The sequence below is a fragment of the Bradyrhizobium sp. B124 genome (assembly GCF_038967635.1).
Classification (GTDB): domain Bacteria; phylum Pseudomonadota; class Alphaproteobacteria; order Rhizobiales; family Xanthobacteraceae; genus Bradyrhizobium.
In genome coordinates, this window is record NZ_CP152413.1 from 3,730,387 (window position 1) to 3,748,769 (window position 18,383).

General features: G+C 62.7%; 16 protein-coding genes. 9 read left to right on the plus strand and 7 right to left on the minus strand.

Going from position 1 to position 18,383, the window contains the following annotated elements; genetic code table 11:
* Positions 1–25 precede the first annotated feature (25 nt).
* A complete protein-coding gene (locus AAFG13_RS17990; RefSeq protein ID WP_342712848.1) occupies positions 26–1,225 on the minus strand; it encodes an MFS transporter in 1,200 nt (399 codons plus the stop codon).
* Positions 1,226–1,488: 263 nt separating this feature from the next.
* On the opposite strand from AAFG13_RS17990, the gene AAFG13_RS17995 reads away from it, so the two are divergent.
* The gene (locus AAFG13_RS17995) at positions 1,489–2,013 is read left to right on the plus strand and encodes a TetR/AcrR family transcriptional regulator (RefSeq protein WP_342712849.1); all 525 of its coding nucleotides are present in this window, start codon (positions 1,489–1,491) and stop codon (positions 2,011–2,013) included.
* Positions 2,014–2,166: 153 nt separating this feature from the next.
* Here AAFG13_RS17995 and AAFG13_RS18000 read toward each other — a convergent pair whose 3' ends face one another.
* From AAFG13_RS18000 to AAFG13_RS18025, 6 genes are all read right to left on the minus strand, one after another.
* Positions 2,167–2,544, minus strand: coding sequence for an antibiotic biosynthesis monooxygenase (locus AAFG13_RS18000; protein ID WP_342712850.1), 378 nt, complete (start codon positions 2,542–2,544; stop codon positions 2,167–2,169).
* Between the two features lie 24 nt (positions 2,545–2,568).
* Positions 2,569–3,549 (minus strand): zinc-dependent alcohol dehydrogenase family protein, encoded by a 981-nt coding sequence (locus tag AAFG13_RS18005; protein ID WP_342712851.1) that lies wholly within the window; start codon positions 3,547–3,549, stop codon positions 2,569–2,571.
* A 105-nt stretch (positions 3,550–3,654) separates the two neighbouring features.
* Complete coding sequence (locus AAFG13_RS18010; protein ID WP_342712852.1) at positions 3,655–4,155, minus strand: DUF4437 domain-containing protein; 501 nt, start codon at positions 4,153–4,155, stop codon at positions 3,655–3,657.
* Between the two features lie 121 nt (positions 4,156–4,276).
* Entirely contained in the window at positions 4,277–4,987 is a 711-nt protein-coding gene (locus tag AAFG13_RS18015) for an SDR family NAD(P)-dependent oxidoreductase (protein WP_279376704.1), read from the minus strand.
* A 65-nt stretch (positions 4,988–5,052) separates the two neighbouring features.
* Positions 5,053–5,922, minus strand: coding sequence for an SDR family oxidoreductase (locus AAFG13_RS18020; RefSeq protein WP_342712854.1), 870 nt, complete (start codon positions 5,920–5,922; stop codon positions 5,053–5,055).
* A 45-nt stretch (positions 5,923–5,967) separates the two neighbouring features.
* Positions 5,968–6,663, minus strand: a complete 696-nt coding sequence (locus AAFG13_RS18025; RefSeq protein WP_342712855.1) for a cysteine hydrolase family protein — start codon at positions 6,661–6,663, stop codon at positions 5,968–5,970.
* A gap of 414 nt (positions 6,664–7,077) precedes the next feature.
* Between AAFG13_RS18025 and AAFG13_RS18030 the strand changes: the two genes are divergently transcribed.
* The 8 genes from AAFG13_RS18030 (at position 7,078) to AAFG13_RS18065 (ending at position 18,209) form a co-directional block, all read left to right on the plus strand.
* Positions 7,078–7,599 (plus strand): TetR/AcrR family transcriptional regulator, encoded by a 522-nt coding sequence (locus AAFG13_RS18030; RefSeq protein ID WP_342712856.1) that lies wholly within the window; start codon positions 7,078–7,080, stop codon positions 7,597–7,599.
* Positions 7,600–8,110: 511 nt separating this feature from the next.
* A complete protein-coding gene (locus AAFG13_RS18035; RefSeq protein ID WP_342712857.1) occupies positions 8,111–10,861 on the plus strand; it encodes a winged helix-turn-helix domain-containing protein in 2,751 nt (916 codons plus the stop codon).
* 197 nt (positions 10,862–11,058) lie between these two features.
* Positions 11,059–11,859 (plus strand): SDR family oxidoreductase, encoded by an 801-nt coding sequence (locus tag AAFG13_RS18040; protein ID WP_342712858.1) that lies wholly within the window; start codon positions 11,059–11,061, stop codon positions 11,857–11,859.
* A 123-nt stretch (positions 11,860–11,982) separates the two neighbouring features.
* Positions 11,983–12,585 (plus strand): AraC family transcriptional regulator, encoded by a 603-nt coding sequence (locus AAFG13_RS18045; RefSeq protein WP_342712859.1) that lies wholly within the window; start codon positions 11,983–11,985, stop codon positions 12,583–12,585.
* A 149-nt stretch (positions 12,586–12,734) separates the two neighbouring features.
* Positions 12,735–13,931: an efflux RND transporter periplasmic adaptor subunit gene (locus tag AAFG13_RS18050; RefSeq protein WP_342712860.1), complete on the plus strand. Its 1,197-nt coding sequence runs from the start codon at positions 12,735–12,737 to the stop codon at positions 13,929–13,931.
* 11 nt (positions 13,932–13,942) lie between these two features.
* Positions 13,943–14,194 (plus strand): hypothetical protein, encoded by a 252-nt coding sequence (locus AAFG13_RS18055; RefSeq protein WP_342712861.1) that lies wholly within the window; start codon positions 13,943–13,945, stop codon positions 14,192–14,194.
* 94 nt (positions 14,195–14,288) lie between these two features.
* Complete coding sequence (locus AAFG13_RS18060; RefSeq protein ID WP_342712862.1) at positions 14,289–17,471, plus strand: efflux RND transporter permease subunit; 3,183 nt, start codon at positions 14,289–14,291, stop codon at positions 17,469–17,471.
* A gap of 60 nt (positions 17,472–17,531) precedes the next feature.
* Complete coding sequence (locus AAFG13_RS18065) at positions 17,532–18,209, plus strand: antibiotic biosynthesis monooxygenase (RefSeq protein WP_342712863.1); 678 nt, start codon at positions 17,532–17,534, stop codon at positions 18,207–18,209.
* The last annotated feature ends 174 nt before the right edge of the window (positions 18,210–18,383 follow it).

Consider the following 18,383-nt stretch of genomic DNA (forward strand, 5'->3'; position numbering starts at 1 on the left):
TATCCTGTCTTGCTTTGGTTGCGGGTTATCGAGCGGCGAAGGCCGGTGCTTCGGCGCGCTCGGCTTTCTTGTCGGAAGAAGCTCCCGCCGCGATCAGGCGATGGACGATCTCGGCAACGATCAGCGCGCCGACGTAGAGAACCATGCTGATCCATCCGATGCTTTGCGCACCGATCAACGTCAAGCTAGCGCCGCCGATGACACCTGCGGAAGCAACGCCGACGTAGGTGGCCGACGTATTGAGGCCGAGCACGATCGGGACAGCCGTTGGCATGATGGACACCAGCCGATGCTGCTGTGCCGCGAGTTGGCCCCAGCTTGTCGCGCCGTGGACTACGACGGCGACGATGGCCGTGGCGAGAGCGGCGCTGGTCCAGGACAGCGTCGCCGTGACCGCGATCAGTGCGACCGACATGACGACCAGGACTTTTCGCGTGCCGATCGTATCGACCAGCCGGCCTCCGACGAGGTTCATCACGGTACCCGATACGCCCCACAGAACCAGCAGGAGGCCGAGGATCAGCGTATTGCCGTGCGTAACGCGCCCGAAGATGACCGCAAAATACGTGTAGAGGGCGAAGTTGCCGGCCTGGAAGAAGAACGTGGTGAGGAGCGTCAGCCCGATGCGGCGATCCGCGAACGGCGCCAGGCGCTGCTTCAGCGAGATCGACGGCGGCGTCGGGATGTCCTTCAGCGACACTGTGATGCCCAGAGCCGCGACGACGCTGATCGCCGAAACGAACACCATCGTCCAGCGCCAATCGGCAAGTCCGCCGATCAGCGTGCCGATCGGCGAACCGAGAGCGGTCGAGAAGGTGAGCCCGGCGATCACGATGGAGAGCGCGAAGCCCCGCTTTTCCGGCGGCATCAGGCTGGCGCCGGACCCGGTGGCGGTCGGCGCGTAGATGGCGGCTCCCAGCCCCGCGAGCGCGCGAGCGACCAGTGCGAAAGCGAAGTTAGGCGCCCAAGCGGTCGCAAGGTTGGCGAAAATGAAGATCCCAAGACCGGAGAGCATCAGTTTCTTGCGCTCGACATGCGCGAAGACGGCCGCAGCCGTCGGCGACAGCAGCGCGTAGGCGATCGCATAGACGGTAGTGAGCTGCCCAGCGGCGCCCACGCTCACCTGGAAGGACTGCGATATCTCGGGCAGCACGCCCGCGACGACGAAACTATCGGTTCCGAGGGCGAACATGCCCAGCGCTAGAATTACAAGGCGGCGGTCCATGGCGAAGCTCCTGCGGGTTCGAGCGCCGGGATGCGGCGGGATCCAGATCGAGAAGGCCAGCGGCCGCCCGACTTATCTATCTGGTGATAGATAGATTGCTTGTAATTCGCTCGCCGCGGTCCTGTCAACATCTATCTATCGATAGGCAGATAATTAATGATAGCTTCATTCTGCCCCGGCGCAGCCACGGGTTCCTGGAACCAAGCTTGCGATTCGGCCTCCATTGAGCTATCTATCGAAAGGTAGACGCAGGAGCGAGCCACATGAGCGACATGAAGACGGCGATCTTGGACGCGGCCGAAAAGCGGATTCAGGCAGGCGGATTCGGTGGATTCAGCTTTCGGGAGATCGCCGAGGACGTCGGCATCAAGAGCTCGAGCGTCCACTACCACTTTCCCACGAAGGAAGACCTCGCTGCCGAGGTCGTCCGCCGTTGGGCCGATCGCACCTCCGGCAATATCGATAGGGAGTTCGCGAAAGACCCGAATCCGAAACGCGTCTGGGCCAAGGCGTTCCGCGGAACGGCGTTCTCGAAAGCCCACATGTGTCCGTGCACGATCCTCGGCGCGTCCTCGCAGGATCTGCCGAAGCCCGTCGCTGCCGAAGTGAAGCGGTTCTTCAAGATGTGCCAGGACAAGATGCTCGCCCAAGGCATGTCCGCGGACGACGCCAGCGAATTCCTGTCCACGATTATCGGCGCGCTGGTCGTCGCGAACGCGCTGCGCGACAGCGGGGAGTACGATCGCGCGACTGCGACTTTTCGGGTCGAGGAAAAGACTGCGGCCTGACGTCCATCGGTCCGACGATCGTCTTGCGATCGTCGGGTCTCGACGGTGACGACGCATAGGAAGCCTCCAGCGTGACGGGAAGGGGCGCCGATGCCGGTCGTGGCGGCGCTCGCGTGGTCGTTCGGCGGCGATCGATTGCCGCGCCTTCCGAAATCACGATCCGGTCGGCCCTATGATGTTCGACAAGAAGGTCGCTCCATATTGGTGGAGGATGGACCTCACACGATCGTCGGGGGCGCCGTAGACTGAAAAGCGTGACGGGCTACAGGCTTCCGCGAAGCGTTCGGAGAAGGCGCGACCGAAGTTGTCCGCGTGCGCGATCAGGCCGTCCGAATCTCTGTAGCGTTCGTAGATGTGACAAATCGATCGATCCGCGTTCAGCGAATATCGATATTCGACGGTGCCCGGTTCGTCTTCCATCGTCGCCATGAGATCGCGCGCGACGGAGACGAACTCTTCTGTCTTTCCCGGATTGATCTTGACCTCGTAGATCCAAAAGATCTGCTCCGGAGGAGCAAACTTCTTGCTCATTTCTTTTCTCCTTCGAAGAGGGACTCAGCGGTTCGGACGAAAGATCACTTTTCCCCGAAGCTTCGAGGCAAGTGCGAGCGCCTCGACGTATTGATCGAGCCCGAACTCGCCGACGGTCGGCAACGCGATGGCGCCCGACGCGACGAGCGGCGCCAACTCCGCGTACATACCCTCCAGCCTTTCCACGTTCCCGGGCACCTTGAGCCAGTTCATGATCCAGAAGCCGTGCAGCGATTGGCCGTTGAAGATGATCGGCACGTTGTTGATCGGAGACAGTTCGCCGCTCATGCCGCTCCAGATGACGAGTTTGCCGTAGAGGCCGAGGCGATCGAGCAGGCGCTGAGTCGTCGCGCCACCGACACCATCGAGCACGAGCGGAAACTTCGATAGCCCTGTCGCCTTTGCGATGCGCGCTGGAAGATCCGGACTGTCGACTAGGACGACGTCGCCACCGAGCGCCTTCAGTTCGTCGACCAGTTCGGGGCGGCGGACCAGATTGACCGTACGATAGCCGCGCCCCTTGGCGATCGGGATGATCGCGCGGCCGACGGCCGAATTCGCAGCCGTCGAGATCAGCCAGTCGCCTGGCTTGAGCGTCACGAAGTCGGTCAGCAGCAGCAGCGCGGTCACCGGATTCATACCGAGCATCGAAAGCTGGTTGACGTCGCCGTCCGGAAGCGGTCGAAGCCCGGACGCATCCGTCTTCAATCTGGTGACCCAGGCTTTCCCGTTGATCGGAACCAGCGTGCGATCCCCGACCTTCAGATGCTTGACGTTTGGACCGACCGCCGCGACACGACCGACCCCCGTGCAGCCTACGAAGTGCGGCAACGGCGGTAATTCGCCGTAGATGCCGGCGATGATGTACTGGTCGGTCGGCTCGATCGGCGAAGCTTCCACGTCGATGATGATCTCGTTCGCTCCCGGAGGGGACGGGTCCGGAAGCTCGACGAGCTTCAGCACATCGGCGGGAGCTCCGTAGCCGGTAAGTTGAAGACCTTTCATGACAAATCTCCTCGCTGGGGATGCGTGCGAGAGACGGAACGTTGTCTCCCGCACCGGGATCAACAGGCCGTAGCGATACGAACACCGCCAGGCCTTGGCCGCCGCTTACTTGCTTAAGATCTGCGCATCGAAGGCAACGTCCTGGACGAGGACGACGGTGCAATTCTCCGAGAAGCACTCGGTGATATGGGGTTCACCGCCCTTCTGGAACCAATAGGATCCGGCACTCAGATGCTTGATCTCGCTGCCGGGGCGGTAGTTCGCCATGACGCCGGAAATCACGACCGCGTAGTAATCGCCGGTGTGGGTGTGTAGCGCGCTCTTGAAGCCCTTCGGAAACTTGGTGATCGTGGCGTGAGGTCCCGAAGCCACCTTGCCGTAGGCGTCCGACACCATGATGTCCCTGTTGGAATGATCGTCGGGACGGCGGGGTCCGTAGGCGGCAAATCCAGAATCCGCGAAGGTCATATCTTCGAATGGGATTTCGAGCGAGTTGGTCGCCTCGGGCAGTTTCGCAGTCTGCTCGGAAGCCAAGGCAGGGGCGCTGAAAAGCGAGGTGGCAGTAGCGGCGACGACCAGCGCGTTTCGGATGAAAGTGTTTGTCATGACGGTATCTCCTTTGGGTGAGGGGCCGCAAAATTGCAGCCTGGCTCGGGTGGCAAGAGAGGCGGAAGCTGACGAGACAGTCCGAAGATGGGCTTGCGAGAAGCGATGCGTTCGCCGGGGATCAATGGCCCGCAGTCCGACCTCCATCCACGTAGTGAATCTCGCCGGTCACGTAGTCGGCATCCTCTAGATAGTTGATGGCCCGCACGACATCCTCGATCTTGCCGTTGCGGTTGAGCGGCGAGAAAGACTTCAGATCATCCGGGTTCGATCCATCGTGAAGCGGCGTGATGACGATACCGAGCGAGATGGTGTTGACGCGGATGTTGCTGGAAGCGAGCTCCATCGCGAGTCCTCGCGTGGCGGCGACGCCGGCACCCTTCGTCAGCGAGGCGAGGACGGCCGGCACGGTCTGGAGCGCATGCTCAACGAGGCTCGTCGAGATCTGGACGATGTGACCTCCGCCCTGCCTCTTCATAGCGGGCACCGCGGCCTGCGTTGCGAAGAACACGCTGTCGAGGTTGGTCGACATCACGCGTCGGTAGAGATCCTCGGAGATGCCCTCGATCGGACCGGGACGCCATATGCCGGCGTTGTTGATCAGCGTGTCGACGCGGCCGAAGCGTTCGAGCGCGGTCCGGACGACTTTCCTGGCGATCTCCGGTTCGCCGACGTCGCCGGCGACGGTGACGTAGTCGGGGTCGCTCGAAGGCGCGATCGACCTTGAATTTCCGACCGCACGCCAACCTCGTTCCCGATAGGCCTTCACGAAGGCCTCGCCGAGTCCCTGCGACGCGCCGGTCACCACGACGACTTTGCGTTCAGTTGCCATATGTCACTTGCCTTGCTGTAGGGGCCCGCCGTGAGCGGGCGCTCTCGGATCCACCTCGAAAGTCGTCAAGCGACCTTCAGCTTCTTGAGCTGATCCAGACCGATGCCGGCGATCACCTGTTCCTGTATCGGCTGGATTGCGGAGTTGGCCGCATCGGCGCCGAACGCCAGGCCGACGACCACGCGTTCGGGACGCTTGCCGCGGGGCGTCCCGACCAGCTTGGCGATCGCTTCCGCCGTGTCGTGCGGATTCGGAGCGTCGGGGCCGGAGAACACGCCGCCGAGGAAATCGACGAGCTTGCCGGGAAGAGCGGCGACCTCGCCGTACTTGTCGGCCCGACCGGGGTCGGAGGGCTTCTGAACCGCCGCCCACAGATTCGTCGGGAACGGACCAGGCTGCACCAGCACGACGTCGATTCCCAGTTGCGAAAGTTCGTATCGGTAGCCCTCGGTCAGGGCTTCCACGGCGTGCTTGGAGGCACCGTAGAGACCGTAGAAGGGCAGCGTCAGCCGGCCCAGGATCGAACCGACGTTGACGATCAGGCCGGATTTGTTCGCCTGCATCTGCGGCACGACCGCCCGGATCATGCGCTGGACGCCGAACACGTTCACCTCGAACATCTCGCGCACCTGTTCCGGAGTGAAGGCCTCCGCGAGACCTCCCGAGGCGATGCCCGCGTTGTTGACGAGTACGTCCAGCCTGCCGTCGGTCTTGCCCAACAGCGTCTTCACGGCGGCATCGACGCTCGCGTTGTTCGTGACGTCGAGCTCAAGGGTCTCGATGCCCTTCGCCTGCAGTTCTTTCGCCACTTCGCGATTGCGCCCGTCCATATCCCGCATGGTCGCGAATACGCGATGACCACCGGCGGCCAACGTATTTGCGAGGTCTTTGCCGAAACCGTTCGACGTTCCGGTGATGAGGATGGTATCAGACATGGTCGTTCTTTCTCTTCAGCTTTTCGATTTCGCAGGATTTCGGGATCAGGCCGCGGCCTTCATGCGCTGCAGGGCTTCGTCGGTCGTCCAGACCGCGTTCGCCATGAAGCGGTAGTTCACCATCGCCGCCGTGTAGCCGTCGCCTTCCTCGTTCACGCCGGCGGCCACCGCATCGCGGACCATCGCGACCTCGAAGCCCGCCTCGATGACGTCGCGCATGTGCGACTCCAGACAGATGTTCGCGACGGGACCCGCCATGATCACTTGTTCGACACGGCGCATGCGCAGCTGCTTGATCACGTCGTTCGACTCGCACCCGAAGACCTTGTGCGGCGACGTGTTGCAGGTGTGCCCGTCCAGCAGGTACTTCTTGAACGGTTCGTAGTAGTCCGCCCTCGAGCCCTTGAAGCCCTCGAGATCGACCGGGTCCTTGCGGCCGCAAAAGCCGATGCCGCCGAGATAGTGGCCGATCGCTCCGGGCGGCACTGTCCACTGCAGGTCCGTCGGGTAGTACCAGTGCGGCGAGTGCACAATGAAGTAGCCGAGCTCCTGCGCGGTCTTGAGAAGCCTCTCCAGGTTGCCGACGACGTTGCGCTTCTTCAGCGCATCCTCGATCAGCGCGTAGTAGGTCCCCGACCCCTTCTCTTCGAGGAATTCATTCTGAATGTCGGCGAGGACGAGAGCGACGCGCCTCTTCTCGCCGAGCCTCATCTCCGGATTGCGATGGGTAAATTCGAGCATCTTCATCTCCGATGGGGGAAACCGGTGCGGCAATCCATCTATCTATCAACAGGTAGGTGTTTTTCACCGAGCGGTCAACGGCTATCTACCGATAGAGAGTCGAAACTTGCGTGACGCAGGCGGGCTTACGTTTGGGCGCGGAGGCGAGGTTTTAATTCCGTCGCCACAGGAGCTTCTCCATTGTCTCCATTCGCCGCATCTTGGGAGCTGATTGAAACCGGAGAAGTCTCAGGGTTCTTGTCTCCCGGCGCCCGATTTGAACGACCAAACCGTTCCATGAACCGGGGAGTGACGGCGCCCCGGAGCGTGTTCTGATCGCCGGACTGCCGCGTCCCTATCGCTTGATAGACAAAAAGCTTGCGACGGGGCCTGGAACAATGTATCTATCTATCGAAAGATAGATGGGAGTGTGCCATGAGCAGCATCGCAGAGTCCATCTTGGACGCAGCCGAGCGTCGAATGCGCGGCGGCGGCTTCAACGGCTTCAGCTTCCGGGAAGTCGCGGACGATGTCGGCATCAAGAGTTCGAGCGTGCACTATCATTTCCCCACGAAGGAGAAGCTCGCCGCAGCGGTCGTGCACAGATATGCCGACCGGCTAGGCGAGCGGATAGACAGAGAACTGGCGGGCGGCGTCGATCCCTACGACGTGCTGACGAACGCCTTCCGGGGCACCGTTCTCTCGGCCAATAGGATGTGTCCGGTAACGGTTCTTGGAGCCGGATCGCTGGGTCTGCCGGAAGAGGTCGCGGCGGAGGTAAGGCGCTTCTTCAGGATGTGCCTGGGCAAGCTGGTCGGCGCAGGACTCCTGCCGGACGAGGCGACCGAACTCCTTGCGATCATCACCGGCGGGATGGTCGTATCGGCGGCTTTGAACGACTCCACGACGTACGATCGAGCCACCGTGAAGTTGTGGCGGTCGCATCGGGCCATTTGAAGCCCGACGTTCCTCGCCACCATCCCGCTGCGGGGCTACGGAGCGCGCATCGATCGCATCGCGCGCGATCCATGTCGTCGGCGAGAGCGGCCCTCCGAACGCGGATCGGCAGGAGTTCAATAGCCAATAGCTCCACGCGACGAAGGTCGCTCTGCGCCCGTTCCTGCCGACGACCGGTATCTTCATCGCAGCGGCCTCCACGACGCGCGGCCGAGTAGCGCAATTTACCTCTATGTCGTCATAGGTCCCCAGTCTTGGCCGCACACGTTCGCGGCCGCCGATCGTCCGGACTTGACGGACCGCGGTCTTGGCGACGGTCGCAGCGGGAATGCATCCAACCGATTGTTTTCGTTCCCACATCCTTCATTGTCGTTTTTGTTTTGCAAAAACCCGTAAGAGGTCAAAAGGCTCGGAATTCGTCGCTAGATCAGGTAGTTTGACACCATCGCGGAAGAGCCGGCGGCGTCTTAGCCGCCAGGCGGGTTTTACCGATTAGGTTGGATGACACGCGATGCATGGCGAAGATGATCAGCACCGCGATACCGAATGGGTCGGTTTCGGTCCATTCGTTTTGCATCTCAAGCAGCGCGTGCTCACCCAGAACGGAAAGCCGCTGCCCCTCAACACGCGCGCGGTCGAACTGCTCGCGGCACTGCTCGAGCGGCCCGGCTCCATCTGCACCAAGGACGAATTGCTGGAGCGTATCTGGCGCGATCGCACAGTTGCCGAAGTGAACCTGCGCGTGACGGTGGCCGCCTTGCGCAAGTGCTTGGCGGAAGGCGGAACGAACGAAGCGTATGTCGTAAGCACGGCCGGGCATGGCTATGCCTTCTCGCGCGACGTTCATCTCGAATACTGGCCGCCGCGGCCGAGCGGGCGCGCGCCCGCTCCGGCCGGACCGCCGCGGGCAGTTCACGGTCAACTACCGCTTCTGCTGAAGCCCGTCATCGGGCGCGAAGCGGCCGCTGCGAAGATCGTGGACCTGTTGGGCCGAAGCCGCTTGGTGAGCATCGTCGGCGCTGCGGGGATCGGAAAGACCACCGTCGCGATCGTCGTTTCCTCCGACGTCTCCGAAATCGCGGAACAGGTCTGCTTCGTCGACCTCGCGCCGATCCGCGACTCGAACCTCGTCCTGACCCGTATCGCATCGGGCCTCACCTTGGACCAGACCGGGGGCGATCCCCTCCGGACGATTCTCGAAAAGACCGCGGGAAAAAAGGTGCTGATCGTTCTGGACAATTGCGAGCACATGCTGGGATCGATCGCCGAGGCCGCGGCCGCAATTCTGCAGAACGTGCCCGGGGCAAGGATCCTCGCGACCACCCGTGAACCGTTGTACGTGGAAGGCGAAGTGGTCCATCGGCTCGAAGGTCTGCCTTATCCGGAAGTAAGTTTCGCCGGAAGCGCGGAGGAGGCCTTGCGCTACGCCGCCGTGGAGCTTCTCGTCGAGAGGATCCGATCGTCCGATCCGGATTTCATTTTGACGGACGAACTTGCGGCGCCGGCGGCCGAAATCTGCCGTCGCCTCGACGGCATCGCACTGGCGGTGCAGCTTGCCGCCGGCAGGGTCGGGACCTTCGGTCTGCCGGAGGTGGCCTCGCGGCTCGACGATCGTTTCGCGTTTCTCAGTCGCGGTTTGCGGACGGCGCTTCCGAGGCATCAGACGCTCGAAGGTGCTATCAGCTGGAGTTTCGAACTGCTGGACGCGAACGAACGAATCGTCTGCGCACGCCTCTCGACCTTCAGCGGAGAGTTCGACCTGGATTCGGCGATCGACGTGGCGGGATGGGCGCCCCTCTCTCCTCGGGAGGTATCTACCATCATCGCCGGTCTCGTCGAGAAGTCGCTCATCGTCTTCGTATCCGACCCGACCCGATCGCATTACGTGTTCCTGGAAACCATCCGCGCCTTCGCGCGAGAGCGGCTTCCCCTGATCGATCCGGACAACGTGCTGGTCAGGAAGTTGGGGCAGCGCCTCATCGCGGATTGCGACCGGTTCGGCGATCTGATCCGATCGGGACACGTGGTCGAGGCGACAGCGTTCGCGAGGCGTCGCATGGACGATCTGCGGTATGCGATCGGCAAAGCGTTCGCGATGGGAGACACCGCGTTCCAGTCGTCGTTGCTGGTGAAGTTCGCTCCGTTGATGCTCCACTTGGGATACATGTTCGAGTTCACCGACTGGAGCCGGCGGACCCTCGATTCCCTGACCGGCGCAGCGGAGCGCCTCCCGCTTCTGATGCCGTACGCCCGCGCTTTGGGCCTTTCGCGCCCCGATCTCGCAGTACAGATCGCGCTGTATCGCGAGGCGGTCGAAATCGCCGAGACTCTCGGTGACACCGACAGCGAGTTGAAGGCGCGATGGGGCCTTTCCTATCTGTCGGGCCCCGGGTACAGCCCGGAGAAGTGTCTGGAGGCGGGCCGTGCCTTCCAGGATCGAGCGCGGGCTTTGGGCGACGTGTCGGCGGGCTTCGTCGCCCAGACGCTGCAAGGCTGGGCGCTTCACGATCTCGGCGAGTTCGGTGCTTCCATGGAAGCGCATCGACGCGTGGTCGATTCCTATCCGGCCGAGATGAGCGCTGCCGACGCCAACCGCTTCGGACTTATCCACCGAGCCGTCTCGATGTGCGATCTCAGCGAATGCTGCTGGCAAGTCGGACAATTGGACGAAGCCGAAGAATGGAATCGGAAAGCGATCGCGGAGGCCGGAGATCATCTCCCGACGCTCTTCATTCCGCTGTCCCAGCTGTTCTGCAGAACGCTCTACGTCAGCTCTGACTGGGCCGACATCACCGGTCAATTCGAGGTACTGAGCGGACGCTTCAATGTGGGTGCGCGATGGAAGGGGTGGATCCGGAATCTCAAGGCGATCATCGAGATCCACCGCTACCGCACGGAATCCTCGCTCGCCGGAATCGAGAGCGATCTGCTCGCCGGCGATTGGCAGACCTTGACCAATCGGAATAACTGGATCCTGGTGCCGGTCCTTCAAAGCTGCCTCATTCTCGGCAAGACCGACCTGGTCGCGAATCTCGCCGGCAAGCTTGCCACCGAACTCGAAGCGATGCAGTGCCGGTGGTTCCTGCCGGAGGCCCTGCGGCTTAAAGCCGTCGCGCTCGCGCAACGGGATGACCCTGCCGCCGAGGCCTGCTTCGACGAAGCGCGCGCTTGGGCAGCGAAGCTCGGAGCATCCAGCTTCGCCCGGTACATCGAGGCCTCCTACAAGCAGTATCGGAACGGGCCCGTGCCGAAGGTTTCATAGCGGGCCCGCCCAGGTCTGCCTGTCGCCCAACGATCGAAAGTTGATCTAGACCCACCGCTCCCGTATCTGGTGCGACCGCATCGAACGTCAAATTCGGATCGACCATCCAAGAACGCCGCCGGAACGGGGACGATATTGAGCCCCAAACCGACGCCGCCGCTCGCACGCGGCTGAGGACGGGACGAGGAAGACGGTCGATGTCCGACACCATTCTCATCACCGGAGCGGAATCCGGCTTCGGGGAGGAGATCGCGTTCGGCCTGGCCGAATCCGGTCACGAGGTGATCGCTACCGCGCGTACGCAGGACGTGGCGGACGCGCTGCAGACGAAGGCCCGAACGCGGCGCATCACGCTCAAATCCCACAAACTGAACGTCCGCAACGCTACCGACATAGACGCTATCCTGCCGCTCGATTTCGGTATCCTTGTCAATAACATCGCTCGGGGCGAAGGCGGCCCGATCTCGGAAATTCCCTTGGAGATCCTGCACAGCCTTTTCGAGACCAACGTATTCGGGCCGCTCGCCTTGATCCAGAAGGTCGTGCGGAAGTGGGTCGCCGCCGGCACGCGCGGCAAGATCGTCTTCGTTTCCTCGGTCGCGAGTCTCGAGTTTCCCCCGGTTATCGCGCCTTTCGCTTCCGGCACGCATGCCTTGGAAGTGATCTCCCGCGCCCTTCATCACGAACTGAAGCCGTTCGGGATACAAGTACAGACGATCAACCCGGGACCGGCCGTCACCAGGTTCGACGAGGGAATGATCGCGAATGCCTTCGGTTGGCTCGACGACTCGAGAAACTTCACCAAGCAAGCCTCGCTGCGAGCTGAAGCGGATGCCATCGCGGATGCCGAAGCTCTCCAGGTCGATCCGGACCAGATGATCAGGCGAATGGTCGAGATCATTCCGGCGCGGACGGGACGCTACCGCAACGTCTATCCCGAAGAGATGCGAAAGCACGTCGAAATCGGCACGTCCGAGGCCTTCGATCTCGAAATATGACGCTCGCCATCGCCGCCGCCCTCGGCGCGATAACGACAAATAACGAGCGTTAACGCTCGAAAACTCGCCTTGCGCCGGCAAAGGAGCATCTTGGGCCCGCAACCGTTATTCGAGAGGTTGGGGATGTCCGTCTCGCTTGCCGCTATTCAATCCAGCGAACGGACGAAGCAAGCCGCTGCGGCCGTCCTGCTCGAAGAAGCCTTGAAGCTCCTGGACCGCGACCTGCCGGGAGCCCGGCAACGGATCGAGGACGCCCGCAGGCTCGTCGCCAATCCAAGGCAAAGCTGCGGCAAGAACGGTCATCTCGCCGATTGGCAGATCCTGCGCGCCCGGAAGTACATCGGCGAGAACCTGCACGCGCGCATACGGATCGGGACGGTGGCCCGCATAGTCAACCTCAGCCCGAGCTACTTCTCGCGAGCCTTCAAGACGAGTGAAGGAGTGCCGTTTTCCGATTTCGTCCTGATGTCGAGAATCGGCTTGGCTAAGCAGCTTCTGGCCACGACGCACCGGTCCATCGCCCAGATCGCCCTGGAATGCGGCTTGGCCGACCAGTCCCACCTCACGCGGATCTTCAACCGGTTCGTCGGCGTGCCGCCGCGAGCCTGGCGATGCCGCAGCGTCGCGGACGCCGGTAGACGAGCACGCGGAGCCGGCGCCAACCCGGCGGACGGGATCGGGTGGCCGGACATGCGAAGTCCTGCCCCGAACCATCAAACGGGTTGAAATCCTCGCCTTAAAAAGAAAACGAACATGAAATCATATGGTTGGCGTAGCATCACATTTTTTCTGTCTACCGATAGATAGACGTTGACAGGACTGGGTGCCTCGAGTACCTTTGTGCATCTACTGATAGATAGATAACGGAGATCGTTATGACCCAAGTCGCCGCCAGCCATTCTTTCCGCAGAGCCAGCATCAAGGTCTGGCTCACCACAGCCGCTGCACTGGGCATTTTCGGCGCCGGCGTCGTCTTCGGGCCCGGATTGTTGGCTCCATCGGCCAAGGCGGCCGCGCCGACCGCCCCGACTGTGACCGTCAGCACGCCCGCCGAACGCGACGTCGAGAAGCGGCTGCAGCTGCTGGGCCAGTTCTCGGCGGTGCAGCAGGTCGAGCTTCGCCCTCAGGTCGGCGGCACGCTGACGAAGATCAGCTTCAAGGATGGCGACATCGTCCGCGAAGGCGATGTCCTGTTCGAGATCGACCCGACCCCCTATCAGATCAAGCTGGACGAGGCCAAGGCACAGGTCGAGACGGCTCGCGCCCAGCTCGAATTGGCCATTCAGCAACTGGGCCGTGCCGATACATTGAAGCAGAGCGGCTTCGGAACGGTCGAGAATGCCGACCAGCGGCTGGCCCAAAAGCGCGCGGCGCAGGCCTCTCTCGATGATGCGCAGGCCGCGGTGCGCGACGCGCAGTTCGATCTGGATCATACCCGCGTGACGGCGCCCTTCACCGGACGCATCGGCACGCACCTCGTCTCGATCGGCAACCTGGTCGCCGGCAGCCGGGCCGCCACCAGCCCGACCACCTTGCTCGCGACGCTGGTTTCGGTCGACAACATCTATCTGAACTTCGACCTGAGCGAGTCGGACTACGCGACCTTCCAGCAGGCGCACCTGCAGCAGCAGGGACCCCTGGCCGACAAGGTCCAGGTTTCCATCAACGGCGGCAGTTTCGATCGCAACGGTACGCTGGACTTCATCGACAATGCGCTCGACCGCTCGAGCGGCACGATCCACGGACGCGCGACGATCAAGAACACCGATGGCCTGCTGACTCCTGGCGCATTCGCAAGGGTTCGCATCGCGATCTCGAAGGCGGTCCCCACGCTCCTCGTTCCGGACGCGTCGGTTCTGCCGGACCAGTCCGAACACGTCGTCCTGACCGTCGGTGCGGACGGCACCGTCAAGCCGAAGAAGGTCGAGCTCGGCGATCTGCGGGACGGGCTTCGCGTGATCACCTCCGGCCTGACCTCATCCGACCGCGTCGTCGTTGCCGGCATTCCGATTGCCAAGCCCGGCGCGAAGGTTATCGCCGAGAACGCCTCGAAGCAGCTTGCTTCCGACTGAGGGGGACCGACATGAGCGCCTGCTTCGAAGAACCGACGATCGACGAACTGCTCGGCGACGGCCTGACGCAAAGCCTGATGCAGGCGGACCGGGTGGACGTCGCCGCCCTCAGGGTCATGCTGCACGAAGTAACCTTTTCTCGAAAGGCGGCAGTTGGTGAGAATGACCGGATCAATGGGAGGGTCGCGCCTTCCTGGACCCCGGAAGCGTGGCCCGCAGTGCGCTCTCATCGCCCCTGGGCCGTCGCGGCGAACCCGACATAGGTCGGGTCGCCGCGCTCCGCCGGATCCTGAGTTCGTTCATTCGTCGCTTCCGTTCGTCGACGCAATCTCATTCTGCTGACAAGGCTGAATCGCCATGAAACTCTCTCATTTCTTCATCGAGCATCCGCGGTTCGCCGCAGTCATCAGCATCTTCCTCACGATATTCGGCGCCGCCGCCGCTTTCCTGCTGCCGGTCGCGCAATATCCCGACATCGTTCCGCCGACCATCCAGATCACCACGGTCTACCCCGGCGCATCGGCCGACGTGGTGGCCCGCACGGTGGCCACGCCGCTCGAACAGGCGATCAACGGCGTCGAGAACATGGACTACATAACGAGCCAGTCGACAGGCAACGGCGCGCTCGCGATTTCCGTGGTCTTCAAGATCGGCTCGGATCCGAACACCGACCTGGTTCTCACGCAGAACCGCGTGCAAGACACGCTGTCGCGCCTGCCGCAGGAAGTCCAAGCGCAGGGCGTGCAGGTGAAGAAGACGATCGACGCGCTGCTGCTCGGCGTCCACGTCTATTCGCCGGACGGTTCGCGCAGCCCCGAATACATGTCGAACTATATGCTCAAGATCCGGGACGAGATCGCTCGCCTCCCCGGCGTGTCCGATTTCCAGATCTTCGGCCAGCGCGACTACGCGATGCGCATCTGGATCGATCCGGACAAGGCCGCCGCCGACAACATCAGCGCAAACGAGATCCTGGCCGCGCTTCGCGCGCAGAACGCTCAGGTTTCCGCCGGCGTGCTCAACGCGCCGCCGATCACGACGACCGACGCGGCGTACCAGATCAACGTGCAGGCGCTCGGCCGCCTCACGACTCCGGAGCAGTTCGGCAACATTATCGTCAAGTCCGACAGTCGGGGACGCGTCACCCGCATCCACGACATCGGCCGCGTCGAGCTCGGCTCGGCCGACTACGGCTCCATTGCCTACGCCGACAAGTATCCGTCGACGCCCTGGTTTCCCAAAGCCACGCCGGGTGCGAACGTCGTGCAGGTCGAGAACGCCATTTGGTCGAAGATGGCCGAGCTTAAGAAGAGCTTCCCGCCTGGTCTCGACTACATCCGGATCTACGACCCGACGACGTTCGTGAGCCAGTCGATCGCGGAAGTGGTCAAGACGATCTTCATCGCGATCGCTCTCGTCGTCGGCGTCGTCTTTCTGTTCCTGCAAACATGGCGCGCGACGATCATCCCCGTGATCGCCATTCCCGTCTCCCTGGTCGGCTGCTTCACGGTCCTCGCCATCTTCGGCATCTCGATCAACAACCTCTCGATGTTCGGCCTGATCTTGGCAGTCGGCATCGTCGTCGACGACGCCATCGTCGTTGTCGAGAACGTCGAACGCAACATAGCGGCGGGCATGTCCCCGCGAGAGGCGGCACACAAGACCATGGACGAGGTCTCGACCGCGCTGATCGCCATCGCGTTGACGCTGTGCGCGGTGTTCATCCCGTCGGCCTTCATCAGCGGCATCTCCGGCCTGTTCTTCACCCAGTTCGCAGCGACGATCGCCGCCTCGACGATCATTTCGGTCATCGTCTCGCTGACGTTGAGCCCGGCACTGTGCGCGGTGCTGCTGAAGCCGCATGCCGCGCATGCCAAGCCGCGCGGCATCAGCCGGATCGTGCAGGCCGCATTCGGACGTTTCAACGCAGGCTTCGAGTGGGCGTCATCGAGTTACGGCCGGGTCACGGGGCGCATCATCAGAGCGAGCGCCGTCGTCGGCGTCGTCTATCTTGGCCTGATCGGCTTGACCGGCTTCCAGATGTCCCGAATGCCCACCGGCTTCATCCCGAGCCAGGACATCGGATATCAGGCCGTCATCGTGTTCCTGCCCCCGGGATCAAGCCTTCAACGAACCGATGCGGTCGTACGCGAAGTCAACGACATCGTCCTGAAGGAGGTGCCGGGCCCGACCCATACCTCACCCGTAGCCGGTCTCGATGTCACCACCGGCACGATCGCGCCGAACGTCGGAACCGTCTTCTACGGTCTGCCGTCCCTGTACGGATACCACATTCCGGGCGTCAACGCGGCGACCATGCTACCGAAGGTCCGCGCCGCATTGGCCGGCATCAAGGACGCGGTTGTCATCGTCGTGAATCCGCCGCCCGTCCAAGGCCTCGGCTCCGCCGGCGGTTTCAAGCTGATGGTCGAGGATCGCGGCGATCATACCCCGCAGGAGCTTGCCTCGGCGACCAACACGCTGGTCGCGGCTGCCAACAAGGACCCGGCCTTCGCCGGCGTGTTCACGCTCTACAACGCCGGCGCGCCCTCGCTGTTCGCCGATATCGACCGGGAGAAGGCCGAGAAGGTCGGGCTCACGCCGACCGACGTCTTCTCGACGCTCCAGCTTTATCTCGGCTCTCAATACGTGAACGACTTCAACTATCTCAACCGCACCTATCAGGTGCTCGCCCAGGCGGACGAGGCGTTGCGCAAGACGCCGGAAGACATCGGGCGCCTGAAGGTCCGAAACGCGAGCAACGAGATGGTGCCGATAGGCTCGGTCGCCAACTTCCAGCACCAGACCGCGCCGTATCGTCAGCCGCGCTACAATCTCTACCCGGCCGCCGACGTCCTCGGTACCGCAGCGCCCGGCGTCGCGTCCGGCACCGCTGCGGCCCGGATGGAGGCGCTCGCCAAGGAAGTGTTGCCGGCCGGTTTCGCGATGGAATGGACCGAACTGTCTCACCAGCAGGAAAAGCAGGGCATCCCTACGATCGCGATCTTCGGCGCGTCCGCTCTCTTCGTCTTCCTGGTCTTGGCCGCTCAGTACGAAAGCTGGAAGATGCCGTTGGCCATCGTGCTGATCGTGCCGATGTGTCTGTTGGCGTCCGCGACCGGCCTCGCCTTCCGAGGCATGCCGATCGACATCCTCGCCCAGATCGGCTTCGTCGTGCTGGTTGGATTGGCGGCGAAGAACGCGATCCTGATCGTGGAGTTCGCCAGGCAGCGGCAGGACCATGACGGCGATACGGCGGAACAGGCCGCGACGGAAGCGGCACGCATCAGACTCCGCCCGATCCTGATGACTTCGGCTGCGTTCATTCTCGGTGTCTTTCCCCTCGCGGTAGCGACCGGCGCCGGATCCGAGATGCGGCAATCCATAGGCACCGCCGTGTTCGCCGGAATGATCGGCGTCACGATCTTCGGTCTGATGTTCACGCCGGCCTTCTATACTTTCATCCGCGATTTCGGCTCTGGAAAGAAGCCGATTGCTGAACCCAAGACCGCTCACGATCATATTGAAAAGCCCGTCTGACAAAATGGTCCGCCCGCTGGACGTTTCCAGCGGTTAGGAGCGAAAACCAAGGAGGCATCGATGTTCTCAGTGATCTTCGAAGTTCATCCCAAATCGGACCAGTGGGATGGCTATCTCGGCGTCGCTAAGATGCTCCGGCCGGAGTTGGAGCAGGTCGACGGCTTCATCGAGAACGTCCGCTACAAGAGCCTCACGCGGCCGGGCTGGCTCTTGTCGCTCTCCGGATGGCGGGACGAGAAATCCGTCGTGCGGTGGCGGACCGCGCAGCGGCATCATATCGCTCAAGAAAGGGGACGGTCTGAGATCCTGCGCGATTATCATCTTCGGGTCGGTGAGATCACGCGGGACACCCAGGTGCCGACCGGCCACACGATCGCCGAGCAACGTCTCGACGAAACAGAAGTGGGAGAAGGCACGACGGTGACTTTCATCGACGCCAAATGGCCGAGCGGCATCGTCGGACCGCCGGACGAGCCGGCGATTGCCGATCACCTCGGCCTGAATCCCGAGGCCGCCGGCTTGCTGAAGTGGGAGGTCTTCGATGCCGTCCTCACGCCTGGCGATGTTATCCTGATGATGGTGTGGAAGGCGAAAGACGATGCCACCGCGTTCTCGGCGTCGGTCAAGCTCCCGCCAGGCGCGCGTTTGCGGCAGGTCCGCGTAGTGCGGGACTACGGCATGTTCGATCGCAGGGAAGCTCCCCAATACTATCCGGAAGCCTCCCGACACGATGCATGACGCGTCCCGGAGCCCTGTCGGGATGCGCTCCGCCTGCACGCGGTCCCGAACTAGCCGTCGACGAACCTCATGGGACCGAGGAAGTCCATCTTGCCGACGCCACCAGCGGCCCCGAATGAGCCCATCGGCTCGGTCGGCCATCCGCGCTGAAGCCATGCGCCGTTTCTCTACCTG

What these genes read in the sequence shown, in the direction of transcription:
- AAFG13_RS17990 (WP_342712848.1), bottom strand. Translation starts at nt 1,225, where the DNA reads ATGGACCGCCGCCTTGTAATTCTAGCGCTGGGCATGTTCGCCCTCGGA.
- AAFG13_RS17995 (WP_342712849.1), top strand. Translation starts at nt 1,489, where the DNA reads ATGAGCGACATGAAGACGGCGATCTTGGACGCGGCCGAAAAGCGGATT.
- AAFG13_RS18000 (WP_342712850.1), bottom strand. Translation starts at nt 2,544, where the DNA reads ATGAGCAAGAAGTTTGCTCCTCCGGAGCAGATCTTTTGGATCTACGAG.
- AAFG13_RS18005 (WP_342712851.1), bottom strand. Translation starts at nt 3,549, where the DNA reads ATGAAAGGTCTTCAACTTACCGGCTACGGAGCTCCCGCCGATGTGCTG.
- AAFG13_RS18010 (WP_342712852.1), bottom strand. Translation starts at nt 4,155, where the DNA reads ATGACAAACACTTTCATCCGAAACGCGCTGGTCGTCGCCGCTACTGCC.
- AAFG13_RS18015 (WP_279376704.1), bottom strand. Translation starts at nt 4,987, where the DNA reads ATGGCAACTGAACGCAAAGTCGTCGTGGTGACCGGCGCGTCGCAGGGA.
- AAFG13_RS18020 (WP_342712854.1), bottom strand. Translation starts at nt 5,922, where the DNA reads ATGTCTGATACCATCCTCATCACCGGAACGTCGAACGGTTTCGGCAAA.
- AAFG13_RS18025 (WP_342712855.1), bottom strand. Translation starts at nt 6,663, where the DNA reads ATGCTCGAATTTACCCATCGCAATCCGGAGATGAGGCTCGGCGAGAAG.
- AAFG13_RS18030 (WP_342712856.1), top strand. Translation starts at nt 7,078, where the DNA reads ATGAGCAGCATCGCAGAGTCCATCTTGGACGCAGCCGAGCGTCGAATG.
- AAFG13_RS18035 (WP_342712857.1), top strand. Translation starts at nt 8,111, where the DNA reads ATGCATGGCGAAGATGATCAGCACCGCGATACCGAATGGGTCGGTTTC.
- AAFG13_RS18040 (WP_342712858.1), top strand. Translation starts at nt 11,059, where the DNA reads ATGTCCGACACCATTCTCATCACCGGAGCGGAATCCGGCTTCGGGGAG.
- AAFG13_RS18045 (WP_342712859.1), top strand. Translation starts at nt 11,983, where the DNA reads ATGTCCGTCTCGCTTGCCGCTATTCAATCCAGCGAACGGACGAAGCAA.
- AAFG13_RS18050 (WP_342712860.1), top strand. Translation starts at nt 12,735, where the DNA reads ATGACCCAAGTCGCCGCCAGCCATTCTTTCCGCAGAGCCAGCATCAAG.
- AAFG13_RS18055 (WP_342712861.1), top strand. Translation starts at nt 13,943, where the DNA reads ATGAGCGCCTGCTTCGAAGAACCGACGATCGACGAACTGCTCGGCGAC.
- AAFG13_RS18060 (WP_342712862.1), top strand. Translation starts at nt 14,289, where the DNA reads ATGAAACTCTCTCATTTCTTCATCGAGCATCCGCGGTTCGCCGCAGTC.
- AAFG13_RS18065 (WP_342712863.1), top strand. Translation starts at nt 17,532, where the DNA reads ATGTTCTCAGTGATCTTCGAAGTTCATCCCAAATCGGACCAGTGGGAT.